Source organism: Ectobacillus panaciterrae DSM 19096 (genome assembly GCF_000430785.1).
GTDB classification, from domain to species: Bacteria; Bacillota; Bacilli; order Bacillales; family Bacillaceae_G; genus Ectobacillus; species Ectobacillus panaciterrae.
This window is the reverse complement of sequence record NZ_AUMR01000063.1, coordinates 1-20,822: the sequence shown is the minus strand read 5'-3', so window position 1 is coordinate 20,822 and position 20,822 is coordinate 1. Positions and strand designations below refer to the sequence as shown.

22 protein-coding genes and 2 pseudogenes are annotated in these 20,822 nt (G+C 38.4%); 10 read left to right on the top strand and 14 right to left on the bottom strand.

Annotated features, from left to right (window positions below):
- Positions 1–380: 380 nt before the first annotated feature.
- A complete protein-coding gene (locus tag H540_RS0115555; protein WP_028401447.1) occupies positions 381–1,295 on the top strand; it encodes an amidohydrolase family protein in 915 nt (304 codons plus the stop codon).
- Positions 1,296–1,945: 650 nt separating this feature from the next.
- On the opposite strand, the gene H540_RS29875 is transcribed toward H540_RS0115555, so the two are convergent.
- Complete coding sequence (locus tag H540_RS29875) at positions 1,946–2,632, bottom strand: DnaD domain-containing protein (protein WP_034671135.1); 687 nt, start codon at positions 2,630–2,632, stop codon at positions 1,946–1,948.
- A gap of 377 nt (positions 2,633–3,009) precedes the next feature.
- A complete protein-coding gene (locus tag H540_RS0115540) occupies positions 3,010–4,440 on the bottom strand; it encodes an Ig-like domain-containing protein (protein ID WP_028401446.1) in 1,431 nt (476 codons plus the stop codon).
- Positions 4,441–4,727: 287 nt separating this feature from the next.
- On the opposite strand from H540_RS0115540, the gene H540_RS0115535 reads away from it, so the two are divergent.
- Positions 4,728–5,486 carry a coiled-coil domain-containing protein gene (locus tag H540_RS0115535; RefSeq protein WP_028401445.1) on the top strand — a complete coding sequence of 253 codons (759 nt, stop codon included), beginning with the start codon at positions 4,728–4,730 and terminating at the stop codon, positions 5,484–5,486.
- Positions 5,487–5,674: 188 nt separating this feature from the next.
- On the opposite strand, the gene H540_RS0115530 is transcribed toward H540_RS0115535, so the two are convergent.
- The 5 genes from H540_RS0115530 to hutU form a co-directional block, all read right to left on the bottom strand.
- A complete protein-coding gene (locus tag H540_RS0115530; RefSeq protein WP_028401444.1) occupies positions 5,675–5,992 on the bottom strand; it encodes a DUF3967 domain-containing protein in 318 nt (105 codons plus the stop codon).
- A gap of 75 nt (positions 5,993–6,067) precedes the next feature.
- Positions 6,068–6,622: a MerR family transcriptional regulator gene (locus tag H540_RS0115525; RefSeq protein WP_028401443.1), complete on the bottom strand. Its 555-nt coding sequence runs from the start codon at positions 6,620–6,622 to the stop codon at positions 6,068–6,070.
- Between the two features lie 413 nt (positions 6,623–7,035).
- The gene (locus tag H540_RS0115515) at positions 7,036–7,245 is read right to left on the bottom strand and encodes a hypothetical protein (protein ID WP_028401441.1); all 210 of its coding nucleotides are present in this window, start codon (positions 7,243–7,245) and stop codon (positions 7,036–7,038) included.
- A gap of 391 nt (positions 7,246–7,636) precedes the next feature.
- Positions 7,637–8,944 (bottom strand): homoserine dehydrogenase, encoded by a 1,308-nt coding sequence (locus tag H540_RS0115510; protein WP_028401440.1) that lies wholly within the window; start codon positions 8,942–8,944, stop codon positions 7,637–7,639.
- Positions 8,945–9,099: 155 nt separating this feature from the next.
- Complete coding sequence (gene hutU / locus H540_RS0115505) at positions 9,100–10,776, bottom strand: urocanate hydratase (protein ID WP_028401439.1); 1,677 nt, start codon at positions 10,774–10,776, stop codon at positions 9,100–9,102.
- A 285-nt stretch (positions 10,777–11,061) separates the two neighbouring features.
- Between hutU and H540_RS0115500 the strand changes: the two genes are divergently transcribed.
- Positions 11,062–11,673 (top strand): HutD/Ves family protein, encoded by a 612-nt coding sequence (locus H540_RS0115500; RefSeq protein ID WP_028401438.1) that lies wholly within the window; start codon positions 11,062–11,064, stop codon positions 11,671–11,673.
- 175 nt (positions 11,674–11,848) lie between these two features.
- Positions 11,849–12,319: a DinB family protein gene (locus H540_RS0115495; protein ID WP_028401437.1), complete on the top strand. Its 471-nt coding sequence runs from the start codon at positions 11,849–11,851 to the stop codon at positions 12,317–12,319.
- A 379-nt stretch (positions 12,320–12,698) separates the two neighbouring features.
- Here the strand turns inward: H540_RS0115495 and H540_RS0115490 are convergent, their stop codons facing one another.
- Positions 12,699–12,923, bottom strand: coding sequence for a hypothetical protein (locus tag H540_RS0115490; RefSeq protein ID WP_028401436.1), 225 nt, complete (start codon positions 12,921–12,923; stop codon positions 12,699–12,701).
- A 765-nt stretch (positions 12,924–13,688) separates the two neighbouring features.
- On the opposite strand from H540_RS0115490, the gene H540_RS0115480 reads away from it, so the two are divergent.
- Entirely contained in the window at positions 13,689–14,498 is an 810-nt protein-coding gene (locus H540_RS0115480; protein ID WP_028401434.1) for a cell wall hydrolase, read from the top strand.
- Between the two features lie 56 nt (positions 14,499–14,554).
- On the top strand, positions 14,555–14,827 hold the full coding sequence (locus H540_RS0115475) for an HU family DNA-binding protein (RefSeq protein ID WP_028401433.1): 273 nt from the start codon (positions 14,555–14,557) through the stop codon (positions 14,825–14,827).
- A 156-nt stretch (positions 14,828–14,983) separates the two neighbouring features.
- On the opposite strand, the gene H540_RS0115470 is transcribed toward H540_RS0115475, so the two are convergent.
- The 3 genes from H540_RS0115470 to H540_RS35235 all read right to left on the bottom strand — a co-directional run bounded on the left by H540_RS0115470 (position 14,984) and on the right by H540_RS35235 (position 16,191).
- A complete protein-coding gene (locus H540_RS0115470) occupies positions 14,984–15,394 on the bottom strand; it encodes a VOC family protein (RefSeq protein WP_028401432.1) in 411 nt (136 codons plus the stop codon).
- Between the two features lie 54 nt (positions 15,395–15,448).
- Positions 15,449–15,904, bottom strand: coding sequence for an SRPBCC family protein (locus H540_RS0115465; RefSeq protein WP_028401431.1), 456 nt, complete (start codon positions 15,902–15,904; stop codon positions 15,449–15,451).
- 155 nt (positions 15,905–16,059) lie between these two features.
- Positions 16,060–16,191, bottom strand: a complete 132-nt coding sequence (locus tag H540_RS35235) for a hypothetical protein (RefSeq protein ID WP_281172518.1) — start codon at positions 16,189–16,191, stop codon at positions 16,060–16,062.
- A gap of 92 nt (positions 16,192–16,283) precedes the next feature.
- Here H540_RS35235 and H540_RS35230 point away from each other — a divergent pair, with 92 nt between their 5' ends.
- Positions 16,284–16,418, top strand: coding sequence for a hypothetical protein (locus tag H540_RS35230; RefSeq protein WP_281172517.1), 135 nt, complete (start codon positions 16,284–16,286; stop codon positions 16,416–16,418).
- A 502-nt stretch (positions 16,419–16,920) separates the two neighbouring features.
- Positions 16,921–17,295 (top strand): annotated as a pseudogene (locus tag H540_RS29870) (ribosomal maturation YjgA family protein); the annotation flags it as partial.
- Positions 17,296–17,632: 337 nt separating this feature from the next.
- Here the strand turns inward: H540_RS29870 and H540_RS0115445 are convergent.
- Entirely contained in the window at positions 17,633–18,259 is a 627-nt protein-coding gene (locus H540_RS0115445) for a LysE family translocator (protein ID WP_028401430.1), read from the bottom strand.
- A 635-nt stretch (positions 18,260–18,894) separates the two neighbouring features.
- Here H540_RS0115445 and H540_RS0115440 point away from each other — a divergent pair.
- Positions 18,895–19,386, top strand: a complete 492-nt coding sequence (locus H540_RS0115440) for a hypothetical protein (protein ID WP_028401429.1) — start codon at positions 18,895–18,897, stop codon at positions 19,384–19,386.
- Positions 19,387–19,890: 504 nt separating this feature from the next.
- On the opposite strand, the gene H540_RS32170 is transcribed toward H540_RS0115440, so the two are convergent.
- Positions 19,891–20,121, bottom strand: coding sequence for an excalibur calcium-binding domain-containing protein (locus H540_RS32170; protein ID WP_245592256.1), 231 nt, complete (start codon positions 20,119–20,121; stop codon positions 19,891–19,893).
- 130 nt (positions 20,122–20,251) lie between these two features.
- Between H540_RS32170 and H540_RS0115435 the strand changes: the two genes are divergently transcribed.
- The gene (locus H540_RS0115435; RefSeq protein ID WP_028401428.1) at positions 20,252–20,461 is read left to right on the top strand and encodes a hypothetical protein; all 210 of its coding nucleotides are present in this window, start codon (positions 20,252–20,254) and stop codon (positions 20,459–20,461) included.
- Between the two features lie 139 nt (positions 20,462–20,600).
- On the opposite strand, the pseudogene H540_RS33795 reads toward H540_RS0115435, so the two are convergent.
- A pseudogene (locus H540_RS33795) lies at positions 20,601–20,822 on the bottom strand (RNA-guided endonuclease InsQ/TnpB family protein); the annotation flags it as partial.

The window sequence follows — 20,822 nt, the reverse complement described above, 5'->3', positions numbered from 1 at the left end:
AAGGGACCATTATGATGTCAATGCTTTTTTGTTGTATTTTTACAAAAAGAGAAATCTTATACATAATTGGAGGTACCATCTTACCGTTAATAGAATGATTTTATGCTTAAACAAAGCAGTAGATTTTGATAACGAAAAAATTGAGCTTCATATATTGACAATTTTACCCACTATATGTAGTATGATGAATAAAAATTAATACCATTCTTAATAAGATGCGTTGTAGCTTCGGTAACGGAATCCCTACCAAAAGAGAAGCTGCGCCAAATATGTTTGTTTAATAAAAAAGCTGTTTATTTTTCACCCCAAATACCAAGTAATTGTATAGGAATAATAAAAATAAGAATACTAGTTTTATAAATAGAATAGGAGTGAGCATCATTATGTTTAGGAATGAATTTAAGGTGGTAGATATTCATGGGCATTTACCCTACTCACTATCGTTCATCAAAAAGCATGAATTGTTTGATGAATACAATAAGGAACGCTCTAAAAGAATGATGTTAACTTGGGACTTCCCTATACCTGAATCCGAAAAAGAAACTGATGAGAATGATAACCTTCCCCTTATGAAGCGTTGGGAAAAGGAATTAGATAAGTATAACATTGGCACTCTGAATTTTTTAACTGCCGAAAGCAATGATGTAATGGCGTCACAAATTAAGAAAAATCCAGCAAGATTTACGGGCTTTGCTTACCATTCGATTGAAAGTGAAAACGCCCGGGAGGAATTAGAACGAGCTATAGATGAGTTAGGATTAAAAGGTTATAAATTATTTGGACCTCTAGTTAATCGGGAGTTTCATGATCCGGCATTCAAGGAGCTGTGGAAATTTATTGCGGACAGGAAATTGCCAGTTCTAATTCATTTTGGAATGCTTGGAAGAGCAGGAGGGATTGTAAATCACCAAAACATTAGCCCTCTTTCTCTTTTCCAGGTTGCTCGTGAATATCCAGAAATTCCTTTCATCATTCCGCACTTTGGGGCAGGCTATTATCAAGAGTTATTACACTTATGCTGGAGCTGCCCAAACATATACATTGATACATCCGGATCAAATCAGTGGGTAAGATGGATGCCTTATCACTTAGATTTAGAAATACTATTCCGTAAAACGTATGAGCTAATCGGTTCGGAGAGAATCCTATTTGGAACTGACTCAAATGGCTTTCCAAGGGGGTATGCATACAGGTATCTTCAGGAACAAGTTAAAGTTTGCCGAGAAATAAATATGCGAGAAGACGATATAGAAAATATCTTTGGAAACAATGCCAGAAAACTGCTGAACATTTAAACTGGAGGACTAAAAAAGGTGATGCCGACATAATTAACCAACTTGCTGCTGAGCGTTTTTAAATTATATAAATGCATGAACAGATATTACAGAATACAAAAGTACCGGTTACTCACCGGTGCTTTTTATTTTCCCATTTATGTAACAATTTGCGACTAACTTAGCTTGCACGATTTCCCGTACAAAAATAAGTAAATACTATGCTTTGATTCTTGCAGAATACGAGCATCCCCCTGTCCAAACTGACGTACAACCTGTTGTTGCCTTAAACGGTTACAGCGAGGATATTGAAAAGAACATGTCTAACATAAATTGCCTCAATTATCAGAATAATAGCTTGATTATTTCGAACCATCTGTTATAATACAAATTAACATATAACAAAATGTTTTATAACAAATCGGAAGTTACTTAATTTTAAAAAGGGGATGATCATAATGCAAAAAAAGGAAAACACTTCTACAAAACCAGTAAAGAATACTGAAGAAGAATATCCAACTATTCTAGAATCAATTAATGAATATTATGGTACTTGTAAATAAAAAAGGTAGCTTCCGCTACCTTTTTTATTTACAAGTGCCTTTATTTTTCACTAGTAATTACCGTACAGAACAAACAATAATAATTTGGCTTGTGACTCTAGCACCTTTTTAAAACGTTACTTCCGCCTCTTCCACCTCACTAAGTGTCGTGTATCCCTTTTCATACCAATCTCGTAAAATCTCCTTCACGTAAGCAAGTGTCATCTCACCGTTCTCCTGTGCGATCTGCAACGCTTTCAGCACAAGCTCCTCCGCAAAGCTCTCTGTCCAGCTCGCAAGCTCTTCTTTTATATGTGGTGACAAAATCCCGAAATGCTGCTCGTAAAAATCGGATAACCGAGTACCGGCAGAAACGGCTTCTTGGCTTATTTCGCACGCTTCTTCAGAATGTATGCCAAAATGCTTCAACAGCAGCGGAATGCTCAGCTCCTCCTCTAAACAATCGTACAAATATGTATATACAAACTCTTTGTTCTTCACTCTCTGCAGCTCCTGCAAGACATACTTCTCCATATTCGCGTTCGTAACGGGATTGTAGCATACCCAATCTACCAGATACAGCTCCTTTGTCGTTTTGTCGTATAAAACTTTTCCGTATGTAACGAATCGCTCCAACAGATTCTCCACAACGTCCCGATTGTAACCGATCTCGATTGCCGCCAATTGCATCGGCAGCTCATAAATGCCGCATTCCGTTGTTTTCGAGCATGTCAGCAAGTATAGATAAAAGTATCGCTCTTGCGGTGTGAGATGAAGTACAAAATGGTCTTGCCAAAAGTTAGCTTGTAGTGCCATGTTTATTCCTCCCTGGTTTTTGCGGCTTGTGCCGGATTGTGTTTCTGCCATATATATAAAGATGAGGGAGAGGGAATTGGTCATTTTATTTCATACTTTTTGAAAAAAGAACTACTATGGTTTCATTAGGGTTTGAATTTTCGATATATTATAATTGATTTTGTGATGCTTATTTTAAGAGAAAAAAATAAAAAAGGTTTACGTCTACTATAATCCTTGTCAGTTCTACATCCATCAAGGAAACAAAAAAGAAGGCTTACTTTCATTAGAATCTTCGTACCGCCGATTATTCTAGAAAGAAGCCCTCTTATTCTTATGGTTAAGCCACTGACCTGCTTACTTATAATAAAACCGTTTCATTACGGGGACTTATTCATTTACCCTACCACTCTCACTGCGTACGGGCTATAATTTCCTGCGCTATCTTGTACTACTACGCCTACCTTCGTCCCTGCTTTTTGGACAGGTACAGCAACTGAAAACTTTCCTGCCGCATCTGTCTTTCCTCTGCCGATAATCGTTGACCCTACCTTTACATATACAAGGGTATTGGCCTCCGCCGTTCCTGTTACTACTTTATCTTTACTCGTAATCACATTCACTTTCGGCGCTGATGGGGCCGTTTTATCCGTCACTGTTATTGTTGTGGAAGGGCTAAGCGCATTCAGTTTATCCTTATAGGCTACTTTCAATTGTGTCCCTGCCTTTTGGACAGGAATGCCAGCCTTGAAATATCCGTTCGCATCTGCGGCTGTACTGCCGATTAGTTTTGTTCCGTTCATGATTTGTATCGTAGCACCCGCAGGAGCCTTACCGGAAAGAGATACATCATTATCATCCACAGGGTCGACCGAAGGCGCATCCAGCTTTTTCATAATGTAAGCAGAGGAAATATAACCTGCCAGCTTTTGATCTACGGTTTTAACCGGGTACCACACAAACTGGTTTTTACTGCTTGCAGATTGGTCATATGAAAAATTTCCTTGAATGATTAAGACAGTATTTTTAGCTAACACATTCCAAACTGAGGATGTACTAGGCTGTGATCTTAACTTTACATTATCTCCTGTCACAACTACCTGGTCTCCCGTTTGCAAAAGGTGTGCAGATGCATGCATTTGGTCAGTCAGTGTATATTCCATCTTTTTGAATACAATATTTTTGTTGCTGTTCGGATCATATTCAAAATCAGCTGTACTGAAAGGGAACTGCCCTAATTTAGTACTACCTAAGAAACTATTTTGCTCTAGAAGAGCAAAAACCTTCTCCTGGTAGGCGTTTATATTTTTTGCCCCAGTGGACTGATAAAGAGGACTGTTCATAGGCTTTGTGCCATTGTAAGCCATGACGGGGAAGTACCAATTTTCAATCACCTCTGGTTCTGCCCCTTTTATTTTGGGCAGATCTGTACGCTGATACATGCTGCTGAGAATCTCAACGCCTGCCTGGATATTATAATAGATATCGTATTTCAATTTCTGTTGATCATAGCCTGCTTGATTCGTAATTTGCATGAGGCCGATGCCGCCGTCTTTCGAGACTACAGGTTGGCCATTCCCATCAAATTGTCTCCAGCCATTTTCTTGTGTAGCCACAGCTTTTACGACTTCAGGAGGGATCTTTGCTTCTAACGCCGCGTTCGTCAGCAAACAGTTCATATGCTGAAGAGAAGGATTTTGATTTGGCTTAATTTCTCCATACGATACACATTTGGATGGCCATGCTGACGCCGCGGAAGCTTCGTTGTAAGACCAGCCCAGGAGTATTAAACCAGTTAATAGTCCTGTTCTTAGTACGATTGATTTCATTCTTTCATTCTCCAATCTATCTGATTTCCCACTGTTAACACAATACATCTTATCATAATAGATTGTTATTTTGCTATAAATGGGTTTGCGGAAAAAACAGTTCATTAGAGAAATAGAGCATGACTAGTCTTTTCCTAACAGTATCTTTTTGGGATCAGCTTTGGACACCGATGATAACTACATGACTTAAAACCGTACCATATTTGCACCAGAACCGCTTGTGTTCCCTCTTCTGTTTTTTACGCATAAGATATTACGACAAATAATGAAGAGGGGGTGGAAAGAGAATGGGACTATTTATTAATAATGATGAACATCCTAATGTCTATAAAAATAATGAAAAAATTAATGCACCCAACCAAGTGTTTGCACGACATAATTTCTTAACAGAGCTACTTAACGAGCAGCAAAAAGCCAACGTGGCGCTTACAAAGTCAATTGCTGAACTTAAAACGCGCTACGAGCAAATAGAAGAAACACAGACAATTCAGTGGAATCATGTTAAAAATCAAATGAGTAATCTTACAGTTAGTAGTCATCACCGTGAAGAATTTGAAAGCCAGATGATGCAACGGTTAAACTCATTAGATGAAAAGAACGCCAATCTACAAGCGGTTTTGGAAAATGAAAGTGTGTTAAAAAGATCTATCTTAGACCAAATTAATACTCTAAGTGAATCCAATCAAGAAATTGCAAGCCACTTGGAAAAGAATAAAGCTGCTAACCAGCAGCTCTCTTTGCAGCTGAACGAGCAGCTTGAACTACAAAAAGAAGTAGCCGATAAACTGTCAAACCAAGAGGAGTTTCAAGCGGGGGTGCTAAAACGCTTAGATAATCAAGAAGCGTTGACAGAAAAAATCTCCCGCCAACTCAATCATATCCGTTCAATTCTTTTTGAACGAGCAAACTATTTAGCCATGAAACTTGAAGACGGTTACAAATTAACATCTTCATATGTTTCTAAACTAATGACGGGTTCTGATCAACCATTAACCTTTTCCATAACAAATAATAAAAAGAGGGAACAGCAAAAACATTCCGACTGATTAATCCCCAGCTAAAAATACAAAAATGGTACTGATTTTTCTAATCAGTACCATCATTCGATTAACTTCATTGTTCCCATTTTTGAATATGTTGCTGGAAAAACTAAATATGGACAAGTTCGCACTGCTTCTATGTCAATAATCCAAACTAGCTCTATATAGATGAGTAGCTGCTAAAATTTGTTCCTTTATCTCCAAAACTCCCACCACTTCTTTTCTTGAGAAGCTGCTATCAGCTTATTCGCTTTTTGAATCTCCTTAATCCCTTCCGAGAAACGTTGATTTACCTTCTCGAGCATCTTATCAATCATCTGTCCTTCTCGGTCTCCCGCTTGATCAAGAAATTCTTTCACACCTTCCCTTACAGCTTCTCTTACAGCCACTTTGTGCTGTTGCCACATCGTAAGGGTCCAGGCTGTCTGTCTTAGCTGATATTCATCGAACTCCGCTCTTGTAATGTAGTTCGTTTCTTCAACTTCCTGGTCTCTCCCAGTATTAGTTGACATAGAACATCACCTCCACGACATAACATTCTCCAAGATGAGGGCAATTTCCTTGCCCTCTTTTGTATAAAAATCAATTTATTTCCAAAACTGCCACCATTTCTTTTCTTGAGCTGCCGCAATCTGCTTTTGGGTTTCTTCCTCTATCATTTTACCTCGTTCCACTTCCAGCTGCTCCTGACGTTCGATGTATGTCAAGATTTGATTTATTTTTTCTTCTTGCTTAGCTTCCCGTACTGCCTTCTCCTTGAAATGTTTAATTAATTCCAAGTTTACTTGCTCCAAACGTTCTACACGTTCCAATATCTCATCATGGTTCGTATCACGCTCGATACCGCGGTCATTAGCAGCCTGTAACGGTACTACTTCCGTAACGGTGACCGTTTCATCTTCTTCAGAAACCCACGTCATTACTGCTTCGGCAGACCGTTCCAGCGTCATACCCTCCTGCTTACTGAATTCGATTAATTTTCGGAGCGTGATAACATCTTTATCAAAATAGCCTCTGTGTCCTCTATCATTACGGTGAATATGATACCCATGTCCTTCCAAGAGAATAGCGTACTTCCGTAATGTACTGCTATCAATTCCAAGCAATTCCTGTACATCGCTAGGTGAATATATTACCGTCATAACATTACACCTCCGCTATAAAGCTTCTCTATAACGCAGGAAATCCCTTGTTGATTAAATCGTTTCGGCTCAAATCTTCATTTTTTAGACCGATAGTATCAGTATGTCCAAATTTACTAGATTTCTTGCACCAGAACCCTACTATATACAAATGATTTATAATTTCGACGTTTTCATTTGCTATTTCGAACAAAACGGCATTGGCGCTTACTTCCTCTCTCTGGTTTACCCTTGCATGAACCAAAGGTTTGACCGCTTCTGCACGTCGCCGGATGCTCTCGCCCCACTATAAAAAGACGATTTTTTTATTCAGTTTTATATAGCGGTATAGACAGAAACGATGGGATTTCATACATGTCGATATATTTAACAAGATTTATATATAATATTGTAGCTATAATTCTTTCATATATCTAATCAAATAGACTGCTTGTGTATAACGCTGTAATATTAAAATTGCGTTTTGAGCGCAATTTAGATAGTAATTTTATTTCTGCTGCGCGCATTGCAGTTTCTCTTGATTCTGCAAGAATGAATAACTCTCCTTTAACCTGTTTTCCCTCGCCTCTTAAACCCTTTTTAGCTTTTTTATATACATATTCAATCGTATACTTAGCAATCATAATTTCGCCTCCGAATAGAATGTCTAAATTGTATTTCCGATTCTGATGTAAACATGTAAGCAGGGTGATAGCCCTGCTTCTCGTACATATAATATGTGCAAAAAATAAGATAGGCTGGTTGTTTCTGCACAAGAACTAATTGGAATAATCAAAACCAACGCAAAATCACATATCTTTCATTTATGACAAAAACTACATCACTCAATAAAAAATAGAAAATTCATTTTTTCTGAATTTTTAAAGCGTAGGAGTTCGTGTTTTATGATAAAAAATAACATGTATCTATTCATGTGAAGTTAACATTGGTACCTAATCGCTAACAGAAAAAGTTCTTACAATTGTGCAAATGTGTCAAAACATTCTCCCATATTTGATGGATCTAGTAATTGAGTCATTGTTCTTCCCCTTTTTCAATGCGATAACAGCTTTTAATTTCCTTGACGACATCCACGTCTCTCATGGAATAAAGGAAACCATCTAAGTCGCTTTTTGCGATTTCATACGTAATCAAAACAATTTCTGCATATTCTTCCCCGCTGCAAGGCTGTTGGATAACCTGATCAAGAGAGATATTATTATCAGCTAACAATTGAGTGATTTTTGCAAGTACTCCGCGTCTATCGGTTACAATCATACGCAAAAAGTACTTGGAAAACTTTTTATTATCGCTCTTCAGCCGTTTTTCTTTGTAAGGAACAACGATTTCCCGACCAGTTACTCCAAATTTCATATTCTTTACAACAGCAACAAGATCGGATACTACTGCAGTGGCAGTTGGCAGTTCTCCAGCACCCGGTCCGTAGAACATCGTTTCTCCGACAGCTTTACCATGTACGTAGACAGCATTAAATACTCCATTCACCGCGGCAAGAGGATGAGAGCTGTGGATCATTGTAGGCTGAACGCTTACTTCTATCTCATCACTATCATCACATTGTGCTAAACCCAGCAACTTGATTTCAAATCCTAGCTTTTTGCCATAGGCGATATCCTCTTTTGATATATGACTAATCCCTGTTACATCTACATCGTCGAGGTTTACCGCTACGCGAAAACCTAACGTAGAGAGAATTGCCATTTTGCGGGCGGCGTCCAATCCTTCCACATCAGATGTTGGATCCGCTTCAGCATATCCTAACGCCTGAGCTTCCTTTAAGACTTCGGCATAATCCGCGCCCTCTTGATTCATCTTGCTCAAAATATAGTTCGTAGTTCCGTTTACAATCCCCATCATTTTCGTGATCCGGTCAGAGGAAAAACTCTCAACCAATGCTCTGAGAATAGGAATGCCGCCTGCCACACTTGCTTCGTAAAATACATCGCAGTTCTTTTCTTGTGCAAGGTTTAAAATTTCTGCTCCGTGTAAAGCCATTAAATCCTTGTTTGCTGTAATGATATGCTTTCCTTGTTCTAAAGCAGCTAAAACATATTCCTTAGCTGGATAAATTCCCCCTATAACCTCAATCACAATGTCAATCTCAGAATCGTATAAAATATCTTCCACATTTGCAGTAAGAAGATGTTCAGGCACAGATAAACTGCGTTTTTTCGCCTTATCTTGCACAAGAATTTTATGAATTTCAATATTAAGCCCTGTCTTTTTAAACAAATCCTCTTGATGGTCTGATACAATTCGAACCACACCTGTTCCAACTGTTCCCAATCCTATTAAACCTACTTTTACTGATTTCTTCTTCATTTTTTCTCCTCCTATATGTTTAAAAAAACACTCGTCCCAAAGTAAGGGACGAGTGTTGAATTCGTGGTTTCACCCTAGTTTCAACAAAACAACATACTTATCCTAAGTTATTTTGTCTCTCAAGAATCAGATAACGTTTTTTTTCGGTTTTGTCATTACTGATCTGTTCCTTTATCAAGCATTGGAATGTTGATTCCTTTTTCACGTGCGGTTTTCTTTGCCAGTTCATATCCGGCATCGGCGTGACGCACTACGCCCATACCTGGGTCAGTTGTCAGCACTCGTTCAATGCGGGCTTCTGCTTCTTTCGTGCCGTCTGCTACAATAACCACCCCTGCATGTAAAGAGTAACCCATTCCTACGCCGCCGCCGTGATGTACGGATACCCATGTAGCGCCGCCCACTGCGTTAACCATGGCATTTAAAATCGGCCAATCTGATACTACATCTGATCCGTCTTTCATCGCTTCTGTTTCACGATTTGGTGAAGCAACAGAACCGGAATCCAAGTGATCGCGTCCGATAACAATCGGTGCTTTTAATTCTCCGCTTGCCACCATATCATTAAGGATCTTTCCGAAACGGGCACGCTCTCCATAGCCAAGCCAGCAAATACGGGAAGGAAGACCTTGGAACTGGATTTTTTCTTGCGCCATGCGAATCCAGTTGCACAAATGTTCATTATCAGCAAATTCGCGTAAAATAGCCTGGTCCGTTTTATAAATGTCTTCCGGATCGCCTGACAACGCCACCCAACGGAAAGGCCCTTTTCCTTCACAGAATTGCGGACGGATATAAGCTGGAACGAATCCCGGGAAGTCAAATGCATTTTCTACACCTTCATCTTTTGCAACCTGGCGAATGTTATTGCCGTAGTCAAATGTCACTGCGCCTTTTTCCATCATCTCAAGCATCGCTTTAACATGCGTTGCCATCGAAGCTTTCGAACGCTTCACATACTCTTCAGGGTTGGATTGTCGCAGTTCTGCCGCTTCTTCAAAGGACAAACCTGCAGGCGTGTATCCGTTCAGTGGATCGTGCGCTGATGTTTGATCTGTCAACACATCCGGGATAAAGTTACGTGCAATCATTTCCGGTAAAATTTCAGCGGCATTGCCCAATAGACCGATTGATAATGCTTTGCCTGCTTGTTTTGCTTCTTTAGCTAAACGAATCGCTTCATCTAGTGAATCTGTTTTCACATCTGTATAACGAGTTTCAATGCGTCGGTCAATTCTCGTTTCATCCACATCAATACCGATGCAAACGCCGCCGTTCATCGTTACTGCAAGCGGCTGTGCGCCACCCATGCCGCCAAGGCCCGCTGTTACAGTGATCGTGCCTTTAAGCGTATTGTTGAAATGCTGCTTCGCAAGCTCCGCAAATGTTTCATATGTTCCTTGTACAATTCCTTGAGAGCCGATATAAATCCAGCTTCCAGCAGTCATCTGGCCATACATCATTAATCCCTTTTTATCGAGTTCATGGAATGTATCCCAATTCGCATATGCTGGTACAATATTTGAATTCGCAATGAGAACGCGTGGTGCATTTGAATGGGTTTTAAAAATGACCACCGGTTTTCCTGACTGAACAAGCAGGGTTTCATCCTCTTCCAGCTCTTTTAATGATTGAACAATCGCATCAAAGCAATCCCAGTTACGTGCCGCTTTTCCAATTCCGCCGTATACGACCAATTCCTCTGGATGTTCAGCTACATCAGGGTCTAAATTGTTCATTAGCATGCGGAGTACCGCTTCTTGTTGCCAGCCTTTCGTATGCAATTCTGTACCTTCATAACGGATAACTTTGTTTTCTGCAATCGTCTTCATTTCTTTCAACCTCCTCGTTGTGTTATGTTCATTTTATAATAAAAATTCTGATAATTATTTATGATTTAATGATTATTTTATAAATTGTTTGCATTCTTTTATTTTTAGTTGTTATTTTTACAAATAATATTAAAATGTTATTACAGACATTCATGCTACCTAGGGAATGATGGGTCTTTAAAAGACCTTTGCTTTGGAATTGCCATTGCTTTTGGGATGTACGCTTTGGGCGGATAATAATTGATTTGAACTGAAGTAATGTAATAAAAAAAGGGGAGAAAATAGTTGTCATATTTACTAAAAATAATCAGAAAAAGTGAACAAATAACAAGCCTTTGGTCAGGTGGTAAAACAACTCAACTTGCTATTTATCCTGAAGATGGAGATTACGCGAAACGTGATTTCAAATGGCGGATAAGCACCGCAGATGTTGAGGTAGATGAATCCTTATTTACTCACCTTCCAGGCATTCAGAGGATCATCATGATCCTTGATGGAGAAATGTCGCTTCAACATAAGGGAAAGCACCATGTGCATTTAAAGCCATTTGAACAGGATCGGTTTGATGGCGGCTGGACAACCCGAAGTATTGGGAGGGTGACGGACTTTAATTTGATGTTAGCAGAAGGATGCGAGGGAGACCTTAGCACGATTCATATTAATAATGGGATCCATCATGAAGTGTTGGATAATGGGGAATCTACGAAAAGATCTGAAGCCTTTTATTGTTTCAAAGGAACAAGTAAAATGAGTATCGATAAAAAAGAGACTTTTGTTTTAGAGCAAGGTGACATAGTAATTGTACACATTGATCATTCATGCAACAATTTAGATATAAAGTTATCTAATCACAATGACTCAACTGCAACAATTATTAAGGTAAGTATTTTTTGTTGATAGAGAAATTCTGGTTCTGGTGCAAAAAATCTATCAAACTTTAATTCAAACTAACACTTTGCTAAAACGTATAAAAAAAATGATTGATTTATTCTTTTTATTCCATTGAAAACCCTAACCCACCTATTTTTATGGTACATTATGGAAGTATCGATATTTGAAAGGGGAGAAAGGTATGGCTAACTTAGTGTTTAAACAGTTTGAGATGACAAGAAGTTTTTTTATTAAAAATGTAGACTCAGTTTCGAAGGAAATAGCAAATGTACAGCCAGACGGTTTTAACAACACAATTCAATGGCATATCGGCCATGTATTAACGGTTGCTGAACAGTTTATGCTGGGCTTCCCCCACAAAACGACTTATCTTCCGGCAAACTATATCGAATTATTTGGGAACGGCACAAAGCCGGCTGATTGGAAAGACGATGTCCCTACCATAGATGAGCTCATCATACAATTGAAGGATCAGTTGGTTCGTCTTCAACAAATTCCCGCTGAACGGTTAAATGAACCGCTGAAAAAACCATTTATGGGACTTGAAACCTTTGGAGAATTAGCCGGTATGGCGTTATTTCATGAAGCAAACCATTTGGGACATATTCAAACGATGAAGCGCGTCATTGAACATGCAGGCGTAAAAAACTAATAAAAGCCCGAACAAATAATTTTTTGAGGACTTTCAAAAGGAGTTATTCTCAGATGAGATAACTCCTTTTGTTGTTCCTATTCAATTAAAGCACCAGTCAGTGTAACAAGAAATTGTGTAAAGGGCCCCTTCTTGTTTTATTCCAAGAAGGGTTCACATAACCTATATATGAATGATTTATGATTTCGACATTTCAATGTGCTGTGTACAGAGGCATTGGCGCTTTCTTCCTATCTATGGTTTACCCTTGCATGGACCACTACAAGGGGTTGACCGCTTCCTCACGTCGCCGGATGCTCTCGCCCCAATGTAAAAAGACAGTTTTTTTATTCAGTTGTATATAGATTATCGATAGTTAATCCTTTCTAACTCGTAAGGATTATATTTGGACTAGTTCTTTCTCCTCTACAATGCTTACATAGCGTACTAAAGAGGAGTCTATAATATAATCCCCCTCGTCGGTTGTAATAATAAAATACTTGCTGCGTTCCATCTTTTCTAATACTTCTTGTATAACTTCTTCGTTCTTAACATCTAACTCTTTTATTATTTTTTCCCTTTTAATATCATTATCCAAAGTATAGCAAACAGTAAATTCCTTCAAACTAAATTCCCCTTCCCAGCACTATTTCTGGTGTTTTAAGTAGAAATGAACTTCTACTTATGGAAACGGTATAGACATAAAGTTTATATACTGCATAAACACGTAGTTATCGCTCAGTTTTATCTTTCATAGACTTTACACACGAAATAAGCATCCATATTGATAAAATTAGGGATAGTATTCCTATTGCTTTCGTAACATACCTATCTGTAATATCTATGAATGTTTTATAAATACCAAAGATAAAGCCTAAAAAAATTAATATGAAATCGTTCACAGGAATTCTAATTGTTTTCACTCCTTTAATCCGTCCCCTTATATGTATTCGCAATGAGTCTTATTTTTAAGGGGGTCAAGAAGCTTTCTTTTAGAAATAACTGTTTTATAGGTTTCTGAAAAGTGTGATTACAAAATAAAAACTTCCAGCTGAGATTAACACAAGATTATCGGCAATTATAAAATATGATAAATATATTGTCCTCCCCCTTAGAGACTAGTCTATATTTCAGATTTTGTCTATAAACTGAAACTTGGCATTTGCCAAGTTTTTTACTTACAATGAAAAAAATTCCTCTAAAGTAAATTCATGATACAAATGTCATATTTATTGAGTTTTTTTAAGGTGGCTGTAAATCTTGTAACATCATCACCTGCCATGTAAGAATCTTAATAGAATTAGCACAAATGTTACCCATTCTTTCAATGAAATCCCCAATCCTCTATGCTAAGGTAATGTTATGCCAGTTTTTCAGGAGGTATTTTTTTATGAAAAAGACAAGCATGAAAAAGTGGGTATTTACTTCTGCAGCATCTTTATCATTTCTCGCAGCACAAGGAATAGCAGATGCAGCAGCGAACCATAAGGTGGTGAAAGGCGATACTTTGTGGAGGCTTGGTAAACAAAATGGTGTAACAGTTGCTGAATTAAAAAAAGCGAATAATCGGCAAAATGGTATGATATTTGTCGGTGAAACATTAACCATTCCCGACCATACGGCAGCCCAAGTAAGCAGCTCTACTGTACATAAAGTGGTGAAAGGTGATACTTTGTGGAGGCTTGGTAAACAAAATGGTGTAACAGTGGCAGAACTAAAAGCAGCGAACCATTTACAAAATGATACTATTTATATTGGACAAACCTTAACTATTAGAAATGGTTCACCTTCACCTGATGCACAAACAGCTCCAGCCCAAGCTTCTGCTATTTCAGCTGAAGATAAAGACTTGCTGTCCAGATTAGTAGAGGCAGAAGCAAAAGGTGAACCGTATGAAGGAAAAGTAGCAGTAGCGACTGTTGTATTAAATCGTGTGGCATCTCCAGAGTTCCCAAATTCGATTCATGATGTAATCTATCAGCCGTTAGGAAACGGTGGCTATGAATTTACACCTGTAGGAAATGGAGCGATTAATCAGCCTGCATCTGATGCTTCAAAACGAGCAGTGAATGAAGCGCTGGCTAGTCAAAATCATCCAAGTGATACTCTTTATTTCTACAACCCACGAACAGCAAAAAGTGATTGGGTGAAAACACGACAAGTAACAGCCGTTATTGGCAACCATGTATTCGCCAAGTAAATACTGATAATTAGGCTATGGTAAGTAATACATCTATAATTAATGGAGGATTTCATATGAATAAAACGGATCTTGTTAATAGTGTGGCAGAACAAGCAGAACTGACAAAAAAGGACGCAGCTCAAGCGGTTGATGCTGTATTTGAAACAATCCTAAATGCTTTGAAAGAGGGAGACTCTGTTCAATTGCTTGGCTTTGGTAACTTTGAAGTACGCGAACGAGCTGCTCGTACAGGTCGTAACCCACAAACTGGTACAGAAATTGAAATCCCCGCGGGGAAGGTGCCAGCTTTCAAGGCAGGTAAACAATTAAAAGAAGCTGTTAAATAAAAGGGCCCTCTCCTGCTCTGGAGAGTATTTCTTAATACATACGAAAAAGGGCATTGTATAATGTGGAGCTAGTATATGTGGATACAACTTAGTTGAGTCCTTACACTAGGAACAGAAAAAAGCGACGCTTTGCGCCGCTTTTTTTTAGTATTCTACTTAAGCTTTTGTATAATTGAGATCCCAGATTACGCCAAAGCGATCCTTGACTTTAGCATATTTCGCTCCCCAAAACGTATCCTGCAGCTCCATTAAAACAGAACCGCTCGCACTTAATGCATCATACAGCTTTTGAATTTCTTCTTCACTTTCCATTTCAAGCGCTAAGGAAATGTGATTCCCAACTTCAACCTGATGCCCTAAAAATGAATCCGACATCATAAGAAATAAATCACCTTTTTTGAATTGCGCATGCATGATTCTGTCATCAACTTCTGGAGGAGTCGGAAAATCTGCCTCACCAAAGGTTTGGATCGCTAATACTTCACCTTCGAATACTTCTTTATAGTACTCTAATGCCTCTCTAGCATTGCCATTGAATGTAAGATACGGGGTTGCTTGATGTTTCATTTATAACACTCCTTTAATATTTTTCTTTTCTTCATTTTTTATCAAGCTTCCAATTCAACTGTTATATTCAGACTCAGCAACACGTTTCACCCGATTAACAAAGTCAACCGCTATTTGATTCGTTGCGGATTTCAAAAATAGCTCAGCATGTTCATTTAAAGCCTGGTTTGTAGCTGTATATCTAAACAACGTATGATTTTCATCGAGTTTTTCCAATTCATATGTAGCGGTAATATCAAACGTATTCGCAAGAACAAACCCAATTTTTAATTTCTTATGGGCAGATGTATTTACATATTCAAGTGTCTCTACATCATATTCTTGGATTTCTTCGCCTTCCTTATATTTCTGGCGATACACATTCCCTACAATCGCATCCGTTTCTTTAATCGGCGTATTCTCTACCACTTGAGGCATAAGCTTTTGCATCTGTTCTAAGGAACCATCTACATACGAAAACACATGCTCAATCGGCGTGCTAATTTGTACTTCCTCTGTCCAGCTTTTCATCGCATTCCTCCATTTCATGTTGAATTACTATCATTATACGAACTAATGTTCTATTCGTCAAGATAATCCAAAACAGAACTTCAAATTAATCTTTCAATTGATATGATTCAGTGAGCTCATCCCTTTCATCATCACTCCACCAGTATAGGTAATTCTCATTCGTCCGATACGCTATTTTTTCTGTCTATAGCCTCTGTCGGCATGTCACTATATTTAAGCGAAAAGCAAACTTCATGAAAAAGCTTCACCTTTTCAAACACATTTACTTTAAGGTTCACTTTTTTCATTTGTTCTCCCTCCTTATTTTCCACTTTTTGTGAATTTTTCGTTCGACAAAAAATACAGATAGTAGCGCATACTACTTGTGGAGGTGACAAACATGGGTAATTATCAACGCAAGGATAAAAACAAAAGAACTAATCATGTCAGCAAGCCTATTAATATTGGAGAGACCGGGAATATTCAACTTGAGAATACTAAAACTGAAGTGACTCAAACACGAGGAAACAGATAACAAAAAGGCTCCGGATTTCCTGCCGGGGCTTTCACACTTCAAACATGCAGTTTTCACTCACGAACAAACTATGAACCTCCCCCACTTACCGTTACACTACAACATTTATACGCTTGAAGTGGGGGGATTCTCGCCTAATTAAAGTTCGTACATACATCTTCAGGCAAATCCCCTGTTTTCACATTTCCTCATGCAACTTGTATGATCTAAAAACGAATCCTATCTTCTTTTTCATTCATCTAGCATTTTCCCATCCTGATCGACCCAGCCATTTGCCATACATCCACTTTGACAGTCTCCCCCACTAAACTGGTTCTGCCCATCTACTACGCCTGTACCGGTCGTAGATACGTGATGTTAATATAACTTTCATGGACACAATTTAGTTAAGTCCTTACAATATTTAAGAGGATGTGCCCTGATTGGAGCATAGATACAGGTGAAACATATGGATTATCGGTTCATTCATTTTTGAAAGAATCATTTGGAGTGAGGTTTAAGTATGGCTTATAAACGTAATCGGCTCTTGTATGCGCTTATGATCATAATCGTAGTTGTTTTAGGATTATGCGCACGAAAGATGGCTGATGTGATACCGGATTTTTTGGATACATATTTAGGTGACGCTCTGTGGGCAGCGATGATTTTCCTTGGTTTTGGTTTTATTTTTAAAGTGGCAGCAACAAGGATCGTGGCGTTAATCGCAATCTCATTTTGCTATCTGATTGAATTGAGCCAATTGTATCATGCGGATTGGATAGATCGTATCCGCGAAACAACTTTAGGCGGATTAGTATTGGGATATGGATTTTTATGGAGCGACTTGTTAGCCTACTCTATAGGAATTGGAGTATGTATAATGATTGAGCTTCTAGTGATTCGAAGACGCGTGGAAGATGGTGAAGTACATATTACATCCAATGAAAACCAAGTTACTCAGGAACAAATCAAAAACAGGATCCAGTAGCATGGATTGCACCTTCTATAACAGATGATTTCTTCCAAATAGAAGAAGCTGATTGTATGAGATATTTCTCCCTCAACAAAAACCTTTGTTAACGTAGTGAAGACCACAAAAGCCTTCCAAGAAAAATTAAATAAGGAAACAAAAAATCCCCAATATCCAGAAAAGGATTGGGGATTTTGCATTTAAAGCCTAGGGTCTTATCTAACATCCGTTCTTGTTTCACTAACATCCTCATTAGCTGAAGAAATCACCGACTCTGAAACGCCACTTTCAAGCCAAGTCCGATATAGACCGCCCCTACGATCTTGCCGCTCCAACGGCCAATCCAAGCTACCCGTTTGACCAGCCGCCCGAGCGGACGTACGCTCAGTGCAATAATCGTTGTATAGACCACGCCCAGCAGCACAAAGATTAAGCCAAGAACCAAAAACTGGACAATGGATGCCCCACGTTCCGGATGCACGAACTGCGGCAAAAACGCCAAAAAGAACAGAGCTGTTTTCGGGTTTAGAACTTCAGTCAAAATTGCCTGCCCATAAGCACTTAGAGCCGACACTGGAGAAACCTTTGGCAGTTGAGGGTCTGCGGGCTTCTCCAAAATCGCCCGAATGCCTAGGTAAAACAAGTAGACTGCGCCTGCAAACTTAACAATACTGAAAGCAAACGCGGAAGTCATCAAAATAGCAGAAAGTCCTACTGCCGCAAATAACGTATGAATGAAATCGCCGGTCGCGATCCCAAGAGCTGCCATCACTCCCGCTTTTTGCCCGCCCTGAACGGTACGAGTAGCGGTAAGAAGAACAGCGGGACCCGGTATCAAAAATAGTCCAATTACGACTGCCACGAACGTACCTAAAGTAGAAAGATCGAACATTTGGTTTCTCCTCCTATTATCTCAATTTACTTAAATGATAGAGGTATATTTATTTTAATTCAATACATTTGTACATTTTCTCTTGCTCAACTAAACTGCCAGTTACTTCAATAAAAAAAGCTGCATTAAGCAGCTTATAATCTCAACTAACGAACGCAACCCGTTACTTTAAGTACAATTCTTCACAATGTGTTTTGTTAATTAAATCCAAAATAGACGATGCCTTATTTTAAAGCATCGCACCTGTTAGTCAAATATTTGATTGTTGTGTATTATTTGGCATATTTCTACACCAACTAATAGCAATTTCCTCAAACCCTTTTCTTTTTAATTTCACATCATCATATTCTCTAGTCATTGACCTACAAACTTGTTCTCTCATAAATGTGTATTTACCTATAAAATAGTTATTTCTTAGTAATCCTCCCTGTAGACCTTACAAAATTGTTAGCTCTTACCTGGTTTTATGGAACAATTGAGCCCTTACTCTCACTATATATCACATTTTCCTAACCTTTATGGGCATCCACACAGTCATATAGGTTTTGACCTACATATTGTACACAAAGTAATTACCTACTGTTTTTGGAGGATTATTGGTACGCCGCCTACCTTAAATCAATGGAGGTATGAAAATGATAAAATTTAATTCTTTTCATGGGACCGTCACCATGATTAGTGATTTCATTATAGGGCAAAATGCCGAAGGAGAAGGCTGTTATAAATTAATGTCTGTAGAAAACGGATTGGGAACTATAGTAAATTTCGTGGTTTCACCCACAACTTACTTTGTAGACCATGTAGTGGTGGCAGTAGGAGATAAAGTGACTGGATACTATGATGGGAATGCACCTGTTCCTCTTATATACCCGCCACAATACCGAGCACTGGTAATGGTAAAAGATAGCCCTTATCAGAATGTAAAAGTAGATTATTTTGATAGTCAGCTGAAGAGTAGTGATGGACGATTACAATTAAATATATCTCCATATACCCAAATAGTATTAACAAATGGGCAACCCTACTCAAGAAACCCTGCGAACCGAAATCTAATTGTTATCTATGGACCTGCCACAAAAAGTATCCCTGCCCAAACCACACCCTATAGAATCATAGTTTGGTGTTAAAGGTTATTATAGAAAATGCCTGTTACGCAAATAATTGGTCTAACACAAAAAACTCGTCCGTTTTTGGCGAGCTTTTTACTTTGTGCTGGGGTCCAGAAACTTCATACGAAGTATGTTCGTTATTTTGGCTTTTAAAAGAAAAGATTCAACTACTATTATAAAAGGCTTTTTCAATTAACCTGCGCCGTTAGCACAATAAGAAAAATGCATCTCTACTTATTGTAGAAACGCACCTGTAAGATGAACAAGATATTTTTGTTAATGAAAATATTTTAAGTTTTTTAGAATCTTCCGTTTAGGACCGTTCTTTCATACTGGGTACGAACTCTTGTATAAGCCTCTTTTTTCTCTACCATACGCACCGCAAAGAAGCCCTCGTCATATGACAAGGGCTTCTTTACCGATCTTTTTTTATCATCGTATCAGATATACAAGAATTTTTAATATATTTAATTAGAAAGGTCTTTGCAATAAATGTTTGATGATGGACTAGAAAACGAATGCTTATCGTTCGCAAGCGATTAGGTCTTTATCGCGATCTAGTTGTTTATTGGCGTCATAGAGCTCCTTTGAAACAAATGGCTTATAGTATGTTTTTCCACCTTTGTTTTTAGCGGAGGAAGAGCGAGCAACGCCACCTTTGTAGTCCTTATTCAATTCCGTACAGTTTTTATACGTTAAAGTTGTTTGAAAAATAATAAAATCGTTTAAAAAACAATAAAGTTCTTTAAAAATAACGATCTGTTTAATTGTGTGTCAGCTCATGTTATAATGAGGAACTTAGGATAATTACGACTTTTGCTCATAATTGAACGGATGCTAAGAAAAGCCTCCGCCTAGCGAAAAAATATAGAGGTGTAAGAGAATGAATAAAAAATGGACGATCGGTAAAATTAAAGAATTTGTTGAGAACAATTCGGAAAGTAAGTTACTAACGACGGAATATCACGGTTTTTCTCAAAAGTTACTATTTAAATGTGCATGTGGTAGCAATTTTGAAAAAACATTTACGAAATTTAAAAATAATAACCAACGTAAATGTGACATGTGCCAACCGCCAAAAGCGTCACGCTAAACGTATAGCGAATAAACGAAGTGCCGATTTCTATTAAATAGAAGTTGGCGCTATTTTTATTTTATATTTGTGGGCGTAAAACTACGATACCTTTAGGTTCGTGGTAGTTCACAGGAGTAATATGATGGATGATGAGTTATTAAACAACTTTATTGCACCAATCAACGAAATTCTTCGTTGTTTTGTGGAGGGCATCCTGCAATTGCTTTGATGACTTAGACAGGACGAACTGCTTCGCGCGATTGTATTTCTTCCATTGTCGGGAATACTTGTTGCATTTACTCATGAGACGTTGAAGTTCCCCCAGCTTTTTATTGCGCAGCTGATGGATCGAGCGAATTTTTCTGCCGGTGACAATGAG